Here is a 16,360-nt window from a genome sequence, read left to right as displayed (position 1 = left end):
CTATTGAAAGCGAACGATTAATTGTGCTGAAATGAAACTAACCATACACGGGGCGGCCCGACAGGTAACCGGGAGCATGCATTTGCTTGAGGTAGGCCAATATAAAATTCTGATTGATTGCGGGCTTGATTATGAAAAAGACCGTAACATTCAAGCAAACGAAGATTTCCCATTTAACCCGGCAGCTATAGATGTTGTAGTGTTAACCCACGCGCATATAGATCATTCAGGAAATTTACCTACGCTTTTGCGTTTGGGTTTTAACGGTCAAATACTCTGCACGGCCCCTACGGCGGATTTGACCGAACTGCTCCTGCTCGATTCCGTAAGCCTGTTTATGCGCAAGGCACAAACTAAAGGCAAATATGGTAAGGGCAAAGGAAAGTTTAATACAAACAGCCAACCACTATACCTGCAAAAGCATGTGATGGATACGGTTGAGCGTTTTGTTACTATCGGCTTTAATAAACCATTTAGGGTTAATGGCGATATTGAGATGACCTTTATCCCGGTTGGGCATTTATTGGGTGCTGCGGCAGCGGTATTTAAAATTAACGATCATGGGATTGAGAAAACCATCGCTTTTACCGGCGACATCGGCCGAAAGAATTATCCTGTTTTAAATGATCCTGAACATTTGCCACCTGTGGATTACCTGGTAACTGAATCTACCTATGGTGGCAGGTTCCACAGCAAAGGAAAATCGGTTGAGGAAACTTTGGTTGAAGTGATCGAGAAGTGCTGCATAAAGGAACAAGGCCGGATGATCATCCCTGCGTTTAGCATCGGGCGTACACAGTCTTTAGTATTTGCCTTAAATAAAATATTCAGTAGTGGTTTATTACCGCCGGTTAAGGTTTTTGTGGATAGCCCGATGGCATCCATGGCGACTGGCATCTTCCGTAAATATCACAATTTAGTGAACCAGGAAGCAAAGGAATTTTATAAAAACTCCGGTGATGAGTTTGAATTTGATAACCTGACTTATGTAGAAAATTTAAAGGATAGTCGCCAGGTTTCAAATTACTTTGAACCTTGCATTATTATTTCTTCAGCGGGTATGCTTGAGGGTGGCAGAATACAGGATCACTTATTTTATAATATCCAGAATTATTACTGCACAATCTTATTTATAGGTTATTGTGCAAAAGGTACATTGGGCTATCGGTTGTTGCGTGGAGATTCTATCGTTCATATAAAAGACAGAGATCTGGCGGTTTACGCTACAATCAAACAAACTGATGTACTGAGTGCTCACGGTGACCATGAGGATTTGATGAATACGGTAAAACAACAAGACAAATCTTCAATAAAAACCGTTTTCCTGGTGCATGGTGAAACTGCAAGTATGCAAGCATTAGCTGACAGTTTAGAATTTGAAGGTTACAAAACTATTATTCCTGAAAAAGGAATCTCTTACGAGATATAATCTTTCTTGCTGGTTCTATACGAATAACAACCGTGTTAAATAATACATCTTTAATCAATTTTTGTTAGAATAGGTGGCTTATCTATTGCTTCTTTATATAAGCCAAAGTCACTTAGCGCAATACAGGCTTCAGATTTTACAATTCTTAATCTTATTTTGCTTGCAGTAACATTTTGAGGTAAGCGGATTAACCTGTTTGCACCTATACTTGTTGCTGTGGCTATTTGTTTCCATTGGCCCGATTGCCAGGCATCAATTGCCACGCTATCAATCCGCTGACCCAATTTAATATCTTCACGTAAGCGTATAATGTTAAATATTTTATCTGAATGCATATTAACAACCAATTCAGCCGTTTTTACATTATCATCCGTAGCCCAGTAACTGTAACGATCATTGTCAAATAACTTTTCAGGGCCATATAACGAGGTATTCCTTCCTCTTACATTATTAGCTTTAACGGCAGCGCCTTTTGCAAGGTTGGTATTAAATGTATTTCTCAGGATCGAACCAAACTCCCGTAAAGTTTCAACTTCATCGGCGGGTAACATCCCATTTTGATCAGGCGATATTCCCAAATCAAGACAAGCTGCCCTACCCACGCTTTTATAATATAGGTTTAATAATTCTGCAGCAGATCTTGATTTACCGTCCTGGCTTTTATGATAGAACCATCCTGGCCTTAAGGGCACATCGCACTCTGCCGGCATCCAATATTTACCATCGCGATGTCCTAATGTTCCCTCATAATCCTTTACATAGCCGTTGCCGGGTGCTTTAGTGCTATCCGGCGCATGAGGCGTGTAAGTTTCCCAGCATGTTTCGCCGGCTTCCCCTTTTTCATTACCAACCCAGCGTACATCGGGACCTACATCACCAAAAATGACCGCTCCGGGTTGCAGTTTTCTAACAATTCCCCAGGTTTCAGGCCAGCCGTAATAAGTTGAGCGATCAATTGTTCGGGTTTCCTTTGCTCCGCCATAATAACCATCGCCGCCATTAGCACCATCAAACCAGGTAATAAACAGCGGGCCGTAATTGGTATATAATTCAGTTAATTGTTTGCGAAAAACATAGGTTACATATTCCGGCTTACCATATAACGCGCTATTCCTGTCCCATGGAGAACAATAAATCCCCATTTTCATATTGAGTTTATTACATGCCTGGTGGTATTCGCCTACAATATCTCCCTTTCCATTTTTATACCGGCTTTTGCTGATGTTGTGCTCTGTTGTATTGGTTGGCCATAAGCAAAATCCGTCGTGATGCTTAGCCACAACCACTATTCCTTTAAACCCTCCTGCTTTAGCCGCACTTACAATTTGTAATGCATTAAATTGTTTAAGGTTGATAAGTTTAGGATCTTCGTTACCATAGCCCCACTCCTTATCGGTATAAGTATTCGGTCCCCAGTGAACAATGCAATACATCTCTGTTTCCTGCCATTTTAATTGGGCCTTATTGGGTAAAGGTCCATATGGTTTGGGAGCATTTTGTGCACGCATATTTAAGCTTAATACACTTAAAAAAGTAATAAGGAAAAACTTCATAACACTAATGTATTATTTTATCATCAATAAAATACCAAATAACATTACGCAAATAAATTATTTCTAATTAAGTTTAAATCGATTTACTGAAGTTTATGAAGATAAAATCAATATTACCCGTTTGTCTGTTTACGCTATTTTTTTCAACTACTCAGGCTCAGGATAAATTAATTTATAAAGATGCCTCGCAACCAATTGATCTGCGTATAAAAGACTTGGTTTCCCGATTAACATTAAAAGAAAAGGTTTCATTGCTAGGTTATAACAGTCAGGCTGTACCACGATTGGGCATACCTGCTTATAATTGGTGGAACGAAGCTTTACATGGTGTTGCCCGTGCGGGTGAGGCAACCGTGTTTCCGCAGGCGATTGGTATGTCGGCAACATTTAATGATGTCCTTTTAAAACAAGTGGCAACGGCAATCTCGACCGAGGCAAGAGCTAAATATAACCTCGCAATCGCGCAGGACAGGCATGTGCAATACATGGGACTTACGTTTTGGACACCTAATATCAACATATTTCGTGACCCGAGATGGGGACGCGGGCAGGAAACCTATGGAGAAGATCCATTTTTAACGGCGCAGATGGGTACTGCTTTTGTAAAAGGACTACAGGGCAATGATCCTCGATACTTAAAAGTATCCGCAACTGCAAAACATTTTGCAGCACATAGCGGGCCTGAAGCATCTCGTGATACTTTTGATGTTGCGGTTGATGAAAAGGACCTGCGAGAAACTTACCTGTATGCCTTTCATGCGCTGGTTGTAAATGGCGGTGTAGAGTCTGTAATGTCGGCTTACAACAGCATAAACGGTATGCCTAATTCTGTAAATAAGGTTTTATTAACTGACATACTTCGGAAAGAATGGGGATTTAAAGGCCATGTAGTAACAGATTGCGGCGCGCTTGATGATGTATTTCAAACTCATAAATCATTACCAAACGCCGTTGAAACGGCCGCAGCGGCAATAAAAGCGGGCATCAACCTGGATTGTTCAACCATTTTGCAGGATGACGTTATAGAAGCTATCAACCAAAAGTTATTAACTAAAAAGGAAGTTGATCAATCATTATCAGCTTTATTAAAAACTGAGTTTAAACTTGGTTTTTATGATGATCCTAACGCCAATCCCTACCACAGTTACGGTGCTGATAACGTACATAACGATGCCCACATTACCCTTGCGAGAAAAATCGCGCAGCAAAGTATGGTGCTTCTTAAAAACGATAACAATATTTTACCTTTAAATAATTCAGCTTATTCCAGCATTATGGTTGTCGGCCCAAACTCGACATCATTTGATGCGTTAGTCGCAAATTATGGTGGCGTAAGCAATCATGTAGTAAACTTTGTTGAGGGTATTACGGGTGCTGCCGGTCCTGGTATACGCGTAGCTTACGATATGGGCTGCGATTACAAAGATACCACCCATTTTGGTGGAATTTGGGCCGCCGGCAATGCTAATGTAACCATAGCTGTAATGGGTTTATCACCGGTTTTGGAGGGCGAGGCTGGAGATGCATTCCTCTCAAATAACGGTGGCGATAAAAAAGACCTAAGCCTTCCTGCAAGTGAAATCGCTTACATGAAACAATTACGGAAATCTGTACATAAGCCCATCATATTGGTTATTACAGCAGGCAGTGATGTTGATGTTGATGCCGTAGCTCCGTATGCTGATGCCATTATTTTCGCGTGGTATCCGGGCGAACAAGGTGGCAATGCATTAGCCGACCTGGTTTTTGGAAGGATTTCGCCATCGGGACACTTGCCGATTACTTTTTATAAATCGATTGATAATGTACCTGATTATAAAAGTTATCACATGAAGGGCCGTACCTATCGTTATTATGATGGCCCGGTGCAATATCCTTTTGGATTTGGGATGAGCTATACTTCTTTTGCTTACACTTTAACAAGTACTTTTCAACCTGAATATAAACCAACGGATATTATTAACGCAAAAGTATTAGTAGAAAACACCGGCAAGATGGACGGGGACGAAGTGGTACAAGCTTACATTACTTACCCTGATATCGATCGCATGCCGATCAAAGAATTAAAGGCATTTAAGCGTGTATCAGTAACTAAAAGCGAAAAACAATCAGTCGACCTAAAAATCCCGGTTAGCGAATTACAAAAATGGGATCTGGCAACGCATAAATGGAAAATTTATCCGGGCATTTATAAAATAACATTTGGCAGTAACTCACAAGATAATAAGATGAGTTATACTTTTGTTGTTAAGTAATATGTATTCAAAAGACGAAGCCTCGAATATAAAACAAGCCTTTTGGACAGCATTTGGCCAGTACATCGCCCCGCAACTTTCTGCCGATGGGCTTAAGGTTAACTGGGTAAATTATAAAACCGGGATTAAGCATTTGTACTTTAAGATGGATGCTACTAATCGTTCAGCTTCTATTGGTATTTTTATAACTCATCCCGATCAAGGCATACAGGAACTATTTTTCGAACAATTTGCTGAGCTAAAGACAATGTTATACAGCATTCTTAATGAAGATTGGATTTGGGCTTTAAAAGATGTTGATGAATATGGTAAAACTATAAGCTGTATTTATAAGCAATTGGACGGGGTAAGCATTTACAATCGTAACGATTGGCCGCAGCTAATCTCCTTCTTTAAACCGCGCATTATTGCCCTTGATGATTTTTGGAGCGTGGCACAATATAGCTTTGAAGCGTTAAAATAATTTGCTAACTTTGTTAGCATGAAGCGATCCGGAACAGCTGATTTACCTTTACATGGTGGCTATGTACCTATTTGGCTTGCCGAGCGCATGGCAAAGCTTGGACTAGCTATCGTGCAAAATATATTGCTGGATTATGGTAAGGACGACCTTTTGCGCCGCCTAAGTGACCCATTCTGGTTTCAAAGCATGGGCGCGGTGATGGGGATGGACTGGCATTCATCAGGTATTACAACTTCAGTAATGGGCGCTTTAAAACGATCTGTTAATCCGCATAGTAAAGAGTTGGGAATTTACATCTGTGGTGGTAAAGGCAAATATTCCAGGCAAACTCCTGATGAATTGATGCGTATCGGTGACAGAACAGGCCTTGATGGTAACTATTTAGTCAGATGCAGCAAACTAAGCGCAAAGGTTGATAATACTGCTATTCAGGACGGTTTTCAACTTTATACCCATAATTTTATTTTAAGCGACACAGGTAAGTGGACTGTGATACAACAAGGTATGAGTGATGCCAGCAGTACTGCACGACGTTACCATTGGCATTCGGACTCTTTGACATCCTTCGTCGATGATCCGCATACTTCGATCTACGGTAAAAATGCCGGTATGATCTTAAATTTGGCAGATAAGCGAGCTGATAGTTCACGGAACGGCATTATGCAAATCGCAAGTGAAAAGCCGGAATATATGCTTAAAGAGATCAATAAATTAGTGCTCCCATCCCACCATGACGTAAAAGCAAAGGATGTCGATTTAAAAAGATTGGGCGCGGTTCTATGGTTAGCTCATGAAAAGCAGCCTGCTGATTTTGAAGAGCTACTTTTACTACAAGGATTAGGCCCGCGCACATTACAATCTTTAGCTTTGGTAAGCGAGTTGATCCATGGAACTCCATCGAGATTTAAAGATCCTGCACGATTTTCCTTCGCGCATGGTGGTAAGGATGGGCATCCGTTTCCAGTGCCAACTAAAGTGTATGATGAAACTATTGCCACTTTGCAAAACGCGGTGTATAAAGCCAAACTTGGTCAATCAGATACCACCGATGCTATTAAACGCTTGACACGGGTTGCCCAGGATGCTGAAAAAAACTTTATCCCTAATGCAAATTTTGATCAAGTTATTGAAGAAGAGCGCAGGAATTCCTATAAATATAGTGGCAGGACAGTTACCGGTTGGGCTAAACCTCCTGTGGAACAGCAGTTGAAATTGTTTTAAATTTAATCTCTTTAGCTTAAGCATAGCTAAGAATGACATAAGCAAAAAGGCGATGAGTTTTACTCATCGCCTTTTTTATAAAATTAATATTTTACTATTTTAACGAAGCATCAATATCCTTTGCCATTTTTAAATGGTCTTTGATAGTAGGTAGCGTTGCACGGGCAAAATCCTGAATTGTTTGGTTTTTGTTATCACTTGCATCTGTAAACAAATCAATCGCTTCTTTATGGTCATGGATCATCATGCTGATGTAAGCACGATCAAATGCAGCACCTGTTTTTGTACGCAAGCTATCTAACATTTCTTTGTGCTCGCCGCTGATGGTGTCTTTTTCTGTCAGCATTTTATCAAACTCTATTGAATCTAACGTTTTATCAGCTTGAGTATGATCAGTGATCATTTGTTGAGCCAAACTTATCACCTTAGAGTTTTGAGAATTTTTCAAAGCAATTTTTGATGCTGCTATCTCGGTCATTCCGCCTTCAATGCCATTTTTAATTAATGCCACACCACCGTCATCTGCTAACGTTTTTTCGTTCAGGTATTTAGCCTTGTTGTTATCCATGCATGACTGTACCGAAAGTGCAATCGCTAATCCCAATACCGGGTAAATAAGTTTTTTCATTTTTATATGTTAAGATAATTTTTAACAAACAATAAACGGTGTGGTTTATTATTTACTGCAAAACAAATCATTTTCTGTATAATAAGCCAATATTGACTTAAAAAAATTACAATTTATACCAGATTTCTTCCGGCGTTAACAATTCCGTAAACAGTACGGATAACCAGTTTGTCATATGTTTCGACCAAAGCTTCGTTACAATCGTCGCTGTTTAAACATTGCAGCGCATAATGCTGAATAATAACCAACGGAAGCACTATTCTTTCGCGTATACCAATTGAACGTCTTTCAACCGGGTATTCATCCATTAACGCGGTACTACCAGTTAATTCTATCAGCAAGTTTTTAGTTAATTCAAACTCGTCTTTAAGCATCTGCCAAAATGCTCCGAATTTTTCATCATCTTTAAGATGGGTTGTTATCCTAAAATCAGATTTAGACATTGCCATCATGCAATTGTCCAGCATCGTTTTAAAAAAGCCCGATGTTTGGTATAAAAGTTTTATCTCGTCCCAATGTCCTTCATCTTTCATTTTTTTTAGAGAGGTTCCAACACCATAAAAACCGGGTACATTCTGTTTTAGCTGGCTCCACGATGTTACAAAGCTGATTGCACGTAAGTCTTCCAACTTAAGTTGAGCTCCGGCATTTCGCTTAGTAGGCCTGCTACTAATGTTGATACGCGAAAGCAATTTAAGCGGGCTAAATTTTTCCAGGTATTCTACAAATAACTCATGCTGACGTAAATGAATAAAGCTTTTATAGCTTATTTCGGCCATATCTGATATTAAAACCTTGCTTTTGCTGCTCAGATGATCGCTCTTGCTTGGATATAATTCAGAAACAATACCGGCATTAATTAATTGTTCCATATTGAAACGTGCAGTTTCGATAGAACCATATTGTGAGCTAACAGTTTGCCCCTGAATGGTTAATTGGATATGCTCGTTAGCTATTTCATCGCCCATTGAAGCATAAAAACGATGTGTTTTACCACCGCCCCGGGCTGGTGGCCCACCACGGCCATCAAAAAATGCAAGGTCAATTTCGTATTTGCGGGCCATTACCGTTAACTCAACCTTAGCTTTATAAATTGACCAGTTGGCCATTAGGTAACCACCATCCTTGGTACCATCAGAGAAACCAAGCATAATGCTTTGCTTGTTGCCTCTTCTTGCCAAATGTTCTTTGTAAAATGGATTTGTGTATAGTTTTTCCATTATTTCTCCGGCGACTTTTAAATCGTTAACGGTTTCAAATAATGGCATAAAATCTACACTTAGGTTATCTGCATTCCACCCACTCCATAAAAACAAGTCGATCAATTGCAGAATATCAGATGCTTGCTGGCAATTGCTGATGATAAAACGTTGACAAGCTTTTTCACCATTACGATGTTGAATTTGCTTAACCAGCCTAATGGTGTTTAGTGTGTCTTTAACTTCACTATCAGCGCCATCGGGGCATTCAAAATCAAAATTGTTAAAGGTTATATTTTTCAGCTTACCATCTTCGTCTAAACCTTTATAACCTTCTGCTATATTTTCCTTTATTCCGGCTTGTTCTGCACAGTAATTAAACACTTTTCTCAGCACACGGCTATCTTGCCTGATATCCAATGTAGCAAAATAACAACCAAATAATTTTACTTTTCTGATTAGGTTCTCTACGGTATCTACAAACAAACTATCATGATTACTAATTAAAGTTTGCCTTACTGATTGCAGCTTTTCTAATATTTTATTTTGTAAATCTGCCTGGCTATCATTCGGATTAAAGGCGTTTTCATAAAAAATATTTTCCAGTTGAGTTAAGGTATAGCCAAAACCACGGAACGTAATACGGCGTTTTAAAACCCTGAAATCGCGATAGTAGCAACGGAAAATAATTTGGCGCAATAACGTAGCTACATCCTTTGTAGTTTCTGTAGTTACGTTGGGATTGCCATCACGGTCGCCGCCGGGCCAAAAACCAAGCTCTAATATTTGATGCTCGGCAGCAAGGTCTATATCAAACTCTTCTTCTAATTTTGATTGAATATCTGAAACGGCGTGATAAAATATATTTTCTAAAAACCAAACCAAGCTAACAGCTTCATCTACAGGTGTTGGCGAAGTTTTATTAAAAAACGGTGTTTTCCCTAATTGCTGTAATAAACCGTCAATACTGTTAATATCATTGGTTTTTAAAGCTTCTATCAGGTCAGTCATGATGCCTAAAACACTACCCGGATAAAACTGGGTTGGGTGTGCTGTTAGTACCAATCTTAATGAAAAATCTTTTAACTTCTCGCTGATATTTTTCCTTGCTTCATCACTTATAGCTACTTGTTGTAACAAGCTTTGCAGTGAACCGGAATCATCCGGACGGCCAATTTTACTGAAAGAAGAATCTTCAATAGCATCAAACAAAACAACCTGCCGTTCAATATATTGTATAAACCTGAATAAACGGTTAATTTGCTCCTGGTGATCGATTCCCGGAACATATTTCTCGAAAAAAGATTCGATAATTTCCTTGGGCGATTGTTGATTCATGGTGCCCTTTTCGCAATGGGAGCTAAAAAAAGGCAACAAAATACCTGTATCTTTTACCTGGTAAAAAGGTAGCGTTTGAAATAAACTGTTATATAACTCAAAACGGGTAACCACTTCATGGTTGAAGGCAGTTTCTCTTTGACTGAGTTTTAACGTAGATGACATAGATTTTTTGAGCTGGATAGTTGTATAAAAAACGGTGTAATTAATGAGGTCGCATTAATGCCGTGAATTTAAATATCTAAAACTTAAAAACAGCAAAAAATTGAATATTTATTAAAAATAACTCTCTATTACTGCCAATATTAATTATAAAAACAGCATCCGATTAAATTTTTTAAATTTGCACCTGTAATTCTTTTATAAACGTGGTCATTAGCATTCATCCAAAAGATATAAAAAGTTTTTTCTACAGTCAGTATTTTTCTGATGGGTTACGCATCACTATCGGAGTGCTGTTACCGGCCCTGGTGCTCACGCAATTTGGCAAGCTGGGTTTTGGTATCGATATGTCGTTAGGTGCGTTGTGCGTAAGTATTGTTGATACCCCCGGGCCTATAATACATAAGCGTAACGCAATGGCTATAAGCAATCTATGCATATTTTCTGTTGCAGTAATAACCGGCTTTGCACGCTTAAATATTTACACCCTGGGGCTCGAGGTTACATTATTTTCATTTCTGTTTTCGATGCTTGCGGTTTATGGTAACCGGGCTGCATTTGTAGGCACAGGTGCATTATTGGTAATGATATTAATGATGGACCAGGCGACCAAGCCCGATCAGGTTATAACGGTAAGCGCGGTAACTTTATTAGGCGGTATATGGTATATGGTCTTCAGCATGGTGTTTTTTGGCATCAGGCCTTATCGTGCCGCGCAACAGGCTTTGGGCGAGAACATATTTGATATTGCGCAGTTCCTGCGTATTAAAGCAGATTTTTATGATCCTGCTGTTGATATAGACGCGAACTATCAGAAACTGGTATCGCAACAAATTAAAGTGAGCCAAAATCAGGATATTGTAAGGGAGATACTTTTTAAGAGCCGCTTGTTAGTACGCGAATCTACCAGCGCCAGCCGCATATTAGTGTTGACCTTTGTTGATCTGGTAGACATGCTTGAGAATATTATGGCAACTCATTACGATTATGCTGCTATGCACGAAAAATTTAAAGGTACCGGCATTTTGGAAGAAGTATCAAAAATAATCCATCACATGGCTGATGAGGTTGATAACGCAGCTTTTATTGTGTTATCCAACGCAAAACACAAATATCCCTTCGATTTTTTACCTGAACTGGAAGATCTAAAGATAAAAATCGACGCACTCAACATTACGCACAAAACCAGTAATCTGGTATTAAAGAAAATTTTAATCAACTTGCGCGACGTCAATGCGAAAATCGCAACGATTTACGATTACTACAGCTCTAATTCGGCCCGCCTATTATTTGAAAACCGCCGCAAAATAGAGTACTCCAAATTTGTAACCAGCCAGGATTACGCTCCTCACGTGTTTGCAGATAACCTGTCGTTTAAATCCACAGTTTTCAAACATGCGCTAAGGGTTTCGGCAATGTGCTTGTTGGGCTTTATGGTAGCTAAGTTTATTTCTACCGGCCACCATAGTTACTGGATATTATTGACCATTATCGTCATCCTGAAACCAGGTTTCAGTCTCTCCAAACAACGCAATTACCAGCGCTTAATTGGCACGGTGAGCGGCGGGATAATAGGTATTGGCATTTTACTGCTGGTACACAACAAAATTGCTGAATTTGCTTTTATGGTATTTTTTATGCTGGGATGCTACAGCTTTCAGCGATTGAACTATGTGGTGAGTGTTTTATTAATGACACCTTACATATTGATTTTATTCAGCTTTTTAGGTGTCAATAACATAGTCACCGAGCGGATTACGGATACCGCCATAGGCTCGGTGATCGCGTTTCTTGCCAGTTATTTAATATTTCCATCCTGGGAATTTGAACAGGTAAATGGCTACCTGAGCGATGTAATTTGCGCTAATGCCAATTATCTTACCAAAATAGCTGAAAGCTTATCTGGCAAAACGATTGACATTACCGAATACAAATTGGCGCGTAAGGATGTGTTTGTAAAATCCGGTAATTTATCTGCTGCTTTTGAACGGATGACATCAGAACCTAAAAGCAAGCAGCGCAATGTAAAGGAAGTACACAAATTTGTGGTATTAAATCATATTCTGTCATCCTATGTTGCTACCGTAGCTGCGGAATTGATGGAAAAAAACCTGCCTAACCCGAAACCGGAGATCGTGCGCTCGGTAAGGAAAAGCCTTGCCATGTTAAACGAAGCATCAAAAAAACTGGGCGGAGCTAAAACTGAGTTATTAAGCGAACACGTGCATATTGCAGATGTTACTCCCAAATCTTCCGAACCATTTACTGATGAGGCACTATTAAAAGAGCAGTTAGGGTTCATTAATAAAATGAGTACAGATATTTCGAGAGTGACGGATAATTTGGTTGTATAATTATAATAATTCGGTAGCCAAATTAGCCAACTCGCTTCTTTCCCCTTTTTGCAGGGTGATGTGCGCATATAGTGGATGTTCCTTAGCTTTGTCAATCAAATAACTTAACCCGTTACTTTCCGCATCCAGGTATGGCGTATCTATTTGGTAAATATCACCGGTGAATATAAACTTGCTGTTCTCTCCTGCCCTGCTGATGATGGTTTTGATTTCATGCGGTGTAAGATTTTGCGCCTCATCTACTATAAAAAATATCTTGCTTAGCGTCCTGCCGCGAATGAAAGCCAGTGGCGCAATAGAAATTTTATCATTCGTAACAAGCTCGTCAATTTTAGCCTGCATTTTCTCGTCGTCGCCAAACTGATCCTTTATAAACTTCAGGTTATCCCAAATTGGCGCCATATATGGGTCTATTTTCGATTTGATGTCACCGGGTAAAAAGCCAATATCCTTATTGCTGAGTGGCACAATAGGCCGGGTAACATAAATCTGCCTGTAATGCTTGCGTTGCTCCAGGGCGCTGGCCAGTGCCAGCAAAGTTTTGCCTGTACCCGCGTTGCCCTGTATACTTACCAATTTAATATCAGGGTGTAGTAATGCATGTATGGCAAATGCTTGTTCGATATTCTTAGGGAAGATGTTTAAAGCAGGTTGTTCAGTCACTTTTTCGAGTTGCTTGCTTTGCGAATTATAAAACGCAGGTATCGAACTATTTTTGCCATTCAAAATATAAAACTGATTGTGAGTTGGTGTAGGTATATCAAGCGCCTCTGAAGGCAATACATCTTGCTTTTTTAACTGGCTCAACAGCTTATCCGTCACTTTATTTAAAACAGTTCGTCCGGTATAAAGCTCATCTACGTTTTTCACCTTACCTGTCTCGTAATCTTCCGCATGCAGGTTAAGTGATTTTGCCTTTAAGCGAAGGCAAATGTCCTTTGATACCAAAACTACTTTCTTTTCCGGATGTTCTTCCTGCAATACCAAAGCAGCATTTAATATACGGTGATCTGTTTTCTCTGATCCGAATACAGCAGTGGCATCTGCGGCAATGTTTTTGGTATCGATGATAACCTTAAAACTTCCTTTACTTTTGCCATTAAGCGGTTGCCAATCATTGATGAGGTTATTACGAGAAATATCATCCATCAACCTGATAAAGCTACGCGCCTCGAAATTGCGGGTATCATTACCGCTTTTCATGTTATCCAACTCTTCCAACACCTGGATGGGTATGGCTACATCGTGTTCTTCAAAGTTTTCAAAAGCGTTATGATCGTAAAGGATAACTGAAGTATCTAATACAAATATTTTTTTCTTTCCGTTGGATTTACTTTTGCTTTCCTTATGCATAGAATGCTAAATTAAGACTTTTGGTAGAAGTAAGATGTTTTTGCCTCGTATTATTTGATCTTATCATACTGTTTACAAAGAAAAAACACAGATAATCTTAATCGCGATTTTAAGTACCATTAAAGGCAATTTTGGGCTAAAAAGTGTTCCAAATGTATTATATATTTCACTTGTAACATGAACAGTATTTAAAACGCCCCTTCTATCAAATCGCCGTAAAACTCCATCAGGTTCATACCCGCTGCCTTCACCTGCTGCGGTATCAAACTGGCGGAAGATTGGCCGGGTGTGGTATTCACCTCAATAAAGTAAAACTCCTGCGTATCATCCAGCAAAATAAAATCAATACGAACCATGCCCTTGCAGTTAAGGCGCAGGTATATTTCGGTCAGTATCTCAGCTATTTCGTCGTTTTTCCCAGTGCTCAGATCAGCCGGTGTTATTTCGTGCGAAGCACCGGGCGTATACTTGGCTTCGTAATCAAAGAATTCTTTGGTAGTAATGATCTCGGTAGCAGGCAAAACCACTATCCTACCCTTAACCCGCGCAATCCCGCGACTAAACTCACGGCCTTTAATGAATTCCTCCACCAATATCTGTTCATCCTCGCGGAATGCTTTTTCAATAGCTTCGGGCAAGCCTGCAATATTGTGCACCTTGCTCATGCCTACGCTGCTGCCGCCATTATTAGGCTTGATAAACAGCGGGAACTTAAGGTTGGCGGCAATGGTAGCTACATCGTGGCCATCTTTGCGATGCAATTGCATGCTGCGGGCAGCGTGCAGACCATGTATACCATGTACAATGGTTTTGGTATAAGCTTTGTTCATGGTAATGGCTGATGTGGTGGCATCGCAAGTATTATAATTAATGCCCATCATATCCAGGTAGCCTTGCAGCTTGCCGTCTTCGCCAGGTGTGCCATGTACCGTTATAAAAGCAAAATCAAACTTGATCTTCTCTCCGGCAATGGTAAGGCTAAAGTCGTTTTTATCAATGCTTATATGCTCATAGCCGGTATCATGAAACCAGCTATCTCGGTTAATAAGCACAGTATATACTTTATATTTAGCGGGATCAAGATTAGCGGCGATGTTTTTGGCGCTGTTGATGGATACTTCATACTCCCCGGTATAACCACCGGCACAAAGGGCTATATTTTTTGCTGTCATGGTGTTTCAAAGATATTGTTTGTTGTCATAATTTGTATTGGGGATGATTAAAATTTAATTGGTTCTCATGACAAGCAAATTACGGGTTGTTAAATTCAATTCCGAAATATTCACTATGTTTGGTATCGAAACAGTAAACGAATACATGGACAGATTTTGGGCTTATTTAAAAACCAACTCATTTCGTAATACCTTCTTCGCGGCGCTTGGATCCGTGTTTTTGCTGGTTTTTATAGCTTACTTAAGTTTAGATTACTATACCCGCCATGGTTCGGGCGCACCTGTTCCTGCGTTAAAGGGGATGTCGGTTGATAAAGCCATTAGTACCTTATCCGACCAGGGCTTCGGTTATCAAATAGATTCGGTTTATGTACCCGACCAACCACCTGGAACCATTGTGGAGCAGGATCCGGATGCCGGTACAATGGTTAAGCAGAATCGGGTTATATACCTTACCATGGTTACCCGTTTAGCACCAAATGTTACCCTCCCCGACTTAAGCGACCAAAACTACATGGAAGCTGCCGCTACCCTTGCCAATTATGGATTAAAGATTGGCGATACTAGCACACGTACAGATATAGCTAATCATATTTTGGAGGTTAGATTCGCAGGGCAAGTTATCAAACCGGGAACTAAACTACCAAAAGGTTCAAGATTAGATTTAGTTATCGGAAACGGAATCGGTGCAAGTGAAGTAGAGATCCCCGATTTTACAAATCAGGATCTTGATGCGGTAAAATTCGCTATTAAAAATGGTGGCTTAAGGGTTGGTACCATAACTTACCAGGGAACAATAACTGATTCGAGCAATGTAGTGGTGGTTTCGCAAAGTCCGGCTAAAACAGATTCTACCAGCAAAACCAGTTTCGGAACACCAATTAACCTGACGGTTTCACAAGCCAAAAAAACCGATGCCCCAGGCAATTAGTGCAAACGAATTTACTGAGCGTATACAAAACGGTGAAACAATAAACCTGTTAGATGTGCGTGAAGTGATCGAGTTTTCGACTTATAATATTGGTGGTAGGAATATGCCTTTATCAAAATTAGCATCGAGCATGAATGAACTGGATTATAACAAAATCGATGAAATAGTTGTTATATGTAAAATTGGTATGCGCAGCAAAACAGCGTGTACATTATTACAGGAAAACGGCTATCAAAATGTTCGTAATTTAGCAGGCGGCTTAATAGCTTTGCAAAAAATAAACAATAAAAATATTACCTAAT

At 39.8% G+C, this 16,360-nt stretch carries 12 protein-coding genes; 7 read left to right on the top strand and 5 right to left on the bottom strand.

Features of this window, described 5'->3' with window-relative positions; genetic code table 11:
- The first annotated feature begins 31 nt into the window (after positions 1 to 31).
- Complete coding sequence (locus ACYZ0U_RS10970) at positions 32 to 1,429, top strand: MBL fold metallo-hydrolase (protein WP_461452163.1); 1,398 nt, start codon at positions 32 to 34, stop codon at positions 1,427 to 1,429.
- Positions 1,430 to 1,479: 50 nt separating this feature from the next.
- Here ACYZ0U_RS10970 and ACYZ0U_RS10965 read toward each other — a convergent pair whose 3' ends face one another.
- The gene (locus ACYZ0U_RS10965) at positions 1,480 to 2,982 is read right to left on the bottom strand and encodes an alpha-L-fucosidase (RefSeq protein WP_461452162.1); all 1,503 of its coding nucleotides are present in this window, start codon (positions 2,980 to 2,982) and stop codon (positions 1,480 to 1,482) included.
- 95 nt (positions 2,983 to 3,077) lie between these two features.
- Here ACYZ0U_RS10965 and ACYZ0U_RS10960 point away from each other — a divergent pair, with 95 nt between their 5' ends.
- The 3 genes from ACYZ0U_RS10960 to ACYZ0U_RS10950 are packed head-to-tail and all read left to right on the top strand — an operon-like array spanning position 3,078 to position 6,921.
- The gene (locus tag ACYZ0U_RS10960; RefSeq protein WP_461452160.1) at positions 3,078 to 5,237 is read left to right on the top strand and encodes a glycoside hydrolase family 3 N-terminal domain-containing protein; all 2,160 of its coding nucleotides are present in this window, start codon (positions 3,078 to 3,080) and stop codon (positions 5,235 to 5,237) included.
- Between the two features lies 1 nt (position 5,238).
- Positions 5,239 to 5,700 carry a DUF4268 domain-containing protein gene (locus ACYZ0U_RS10955; protein ID WP_461452159.1) on the top strand — a complete coding sequence of 154 codons (462 nt, stop codon included), beginning with the start codon at positions 5,239 to 5,241 and terminating at the stop codon, positions 5,698 to 5,700.
- A gap of 18 nt (positions 5,701 to 5,718) precedes the next feature.
- Positions 5,719 to 6,921, top strand: a complete 1,203-nt coding sequence (locus tag ACYZ0U_RS10950) for a DUF763 domain-containing protein (protein ID WP_461452157.1) — start codon at positions 5,719 to 5,721, stop codon at positions 6,919 to 6,921.
- A 94-nt stretch (positions 6,922 to 7,015) separates the two neighbouring features.
- Here the strand turns inward: ACYZ0U_RS10950 and ACYZ0U_RS10945 are convergent, their stop codons facing one another.
- Positions 7,016 to 7,549, bottom strand: a complete 534-nt coding sequence (locus ACYZ0U_RS10945) for a DUF4142 domain-containing protein (RefSeq protein WP_461452155.1) — start codon at positions 7,547 to 7,549, stop codon at positions 7,016 to 7,018.
- Between the two features lie 113 nt (positions 7,550 to 7,662).
- Positions 7,663 to 10,251, bottom strand: coding sequence for a phosphoenolpyruvate carboxylase (locus ACYZ0U_RS10940; protein ID WP_461452153.1), 2,589 nt, complete (start codon positions 10,249 to 10,251; stop codon positions 7,663 to 7,665).
- A gap of 203 nt (positions 10,252 to 10,454) precedes the next feature.
- Between ACYZ0U_RS10940 and ACYZ0U_RS10935 the strand changes: the two genes are divergently transcribed.
- Positions 10,455 to 12,602 (top strand): FUSC family protein, encoded by a 2,148-nt coding sequence (locus ACYZ0U_RS10935; RefSeq protein ID WP_461452151.1) that lies wholly within the window; start codon positions 10,455 to 10,457, stop codon positions 12,600 to 12,602.
- Here the strand turns inward: ACYZ0U_RS10935 and ACYZ0U_RS10930 are convergent, their stop codons facing one another.
- Together ACYZ0U_RS10930 and ACYZ0U_RS10925 are read right to left on the bottom strand one after the other, a co-directional pair.
- A complete protein-coding gene (locus ACYZ0U_RS10930) occupies positions 12,603 to 13,955 on the bottom strand; it encodes a PhoH family protein (RefSeq protein ID WP_461452150.1) in 1,353 nt (450 codons plus the stop codon).
- A 188-nt stretch (positions 13,956 to 14,143) separates the two neighbouring features.
- On the bottom strand, positions 14,144 to 15,127 hold the full coding sequence (locus ACYZ0U_RS10925; protein WP_461452148.1) for a D-alanine--D-alanine ligase: 984 nt from the start codon (positions 15,125 to 15,127) through the stop codon (positions 14,144 to 14,146).
- Positions 15,128 to 15,194: 67 nt separating this feature from the next.
- Here ACYZ0U_RS10925 and ACYZ0U_RS10920 point away from each other — a divergent pair, with 67 nt between their 5' ends.
- Together ACYZ0U_RS10920 and ACYZ0U_RS10915 are read left to right on the top strand one after the other, a co-directional pair.
- A complete protein-coding gene (locus tag ACYZ0U_RS10920; protein ID WP_461452146.1) occupies positions 15,195 to 16,058 on the top strand; it encodes a PASTA domain-containing protein in 864 nt (287 codons plus the stop codon).
- Positions 16,042 to 16,359, top strand: a complete 318-nt coding sequence (locus ACYZ0U_RS10915) for a rhodanese-like domain-containing protein (RefSeq protein ID WP_461452144.1) — start codon at positions 16,042 to 16,044, stop codon at positions 16,357 to 16,359. Before ACYZ0U_RS10920 ends, ACYZ0U_RS10915 begins: the two co-directional genes overlap by 17 nt.
- The last annotated feature ends 1 nt before the right edge of the window (position 16,360 follow it).

It is taken from the genome of Mucilaginibacter sp. (genome assembly GCF_965225845.1).
Lineage (GTDB): Bacteria > Bacteroidota > Bacteroidia > Sphingobacteriales > Sphingobacteriaceae > Mucilaginibacter.
Note: the sequence above shows the minus strand (reverse complement) of the source record. Positions and strands in the feature narration are given on the sequence as shown.

Coding starts and splice junctions, on each gene's coding strand:
- ACYZ0U_RS10955 (WP_461452159.1), top strand. CDS start 5,239: ATGTATTCAAAAGACGAAGCCTCGAATATAAAACAAGCCTTTTGGACA.
- ACYZ0U_RS10970 (WP_461452163.1), top strand. CDS start 32: ATGAAACTAACCATACACGGGGCGGCCCGACAGGTAACCGGGAGCATG.
- ACYZ0U_RS10950 (WP_461452157.1), top strand. CDS start 5,719: ATGAAGCGATCCGGAACAGCTGATTTACCTTTACATGGTGGCTATGTA.
- ACYZ0U_RS10920 (WP_461452146.1), top strand. CDS start 15,195: ATGACAAGCAAATTACGGGTTGTTAAATTCAATTCCGAAATATTCACT.
- ACYZ0U_RS10915 (WP_461452144.1), top strand. CDS start 16,042: ATGCCCCAGGCAATTAGTGCAAACGAATTTACTGAGCGTATACAAAAC.
- ACYZ0U_RS10940 (WP_461452153.1), bottom strand. CDS start 10,251: ATGTCATCTACGTTAAAACTCAGTCAAAGAGAAACTGCCTTCAACCAT.
- ACYZ0U_RS10930 (WP_461452150.1), bottom strand. CDS start 13,955: ATGCATAAGGAAAGCAAAAGTAAATCCAACGGAAAGAAAAAAATATTT.
- ACYZ0U_RS10925 (WP_461452148.1), bottom strand. CDS start 15,127: ATGACAGCAAAAAATATAGCCCTTTGTGCCGGTGGTTATACCGGGGAG.
- ACYZ0U_RS10960 (WP_461452160.1), top strand. CDS start 3,078: ATGAAGATAAAATCAATATTACCCGTTTGTCTGTTTACGCTATTTTTT.
- ACYZ0U_RS10945 (WP_461452155.1), bottom strand. CDS start 7,549: ATGAAAAAACTTATTTACCCGGTATTGGGATTAGCGATTGCACTTTCG.
- ACYZ0U_RS10965 (WP_461452162.1), bottom strand. CDS start 2,982: ATGAAGTTTTTCCTTATTACTTTTTTAAGTGTATTAAGCTTAAATATG.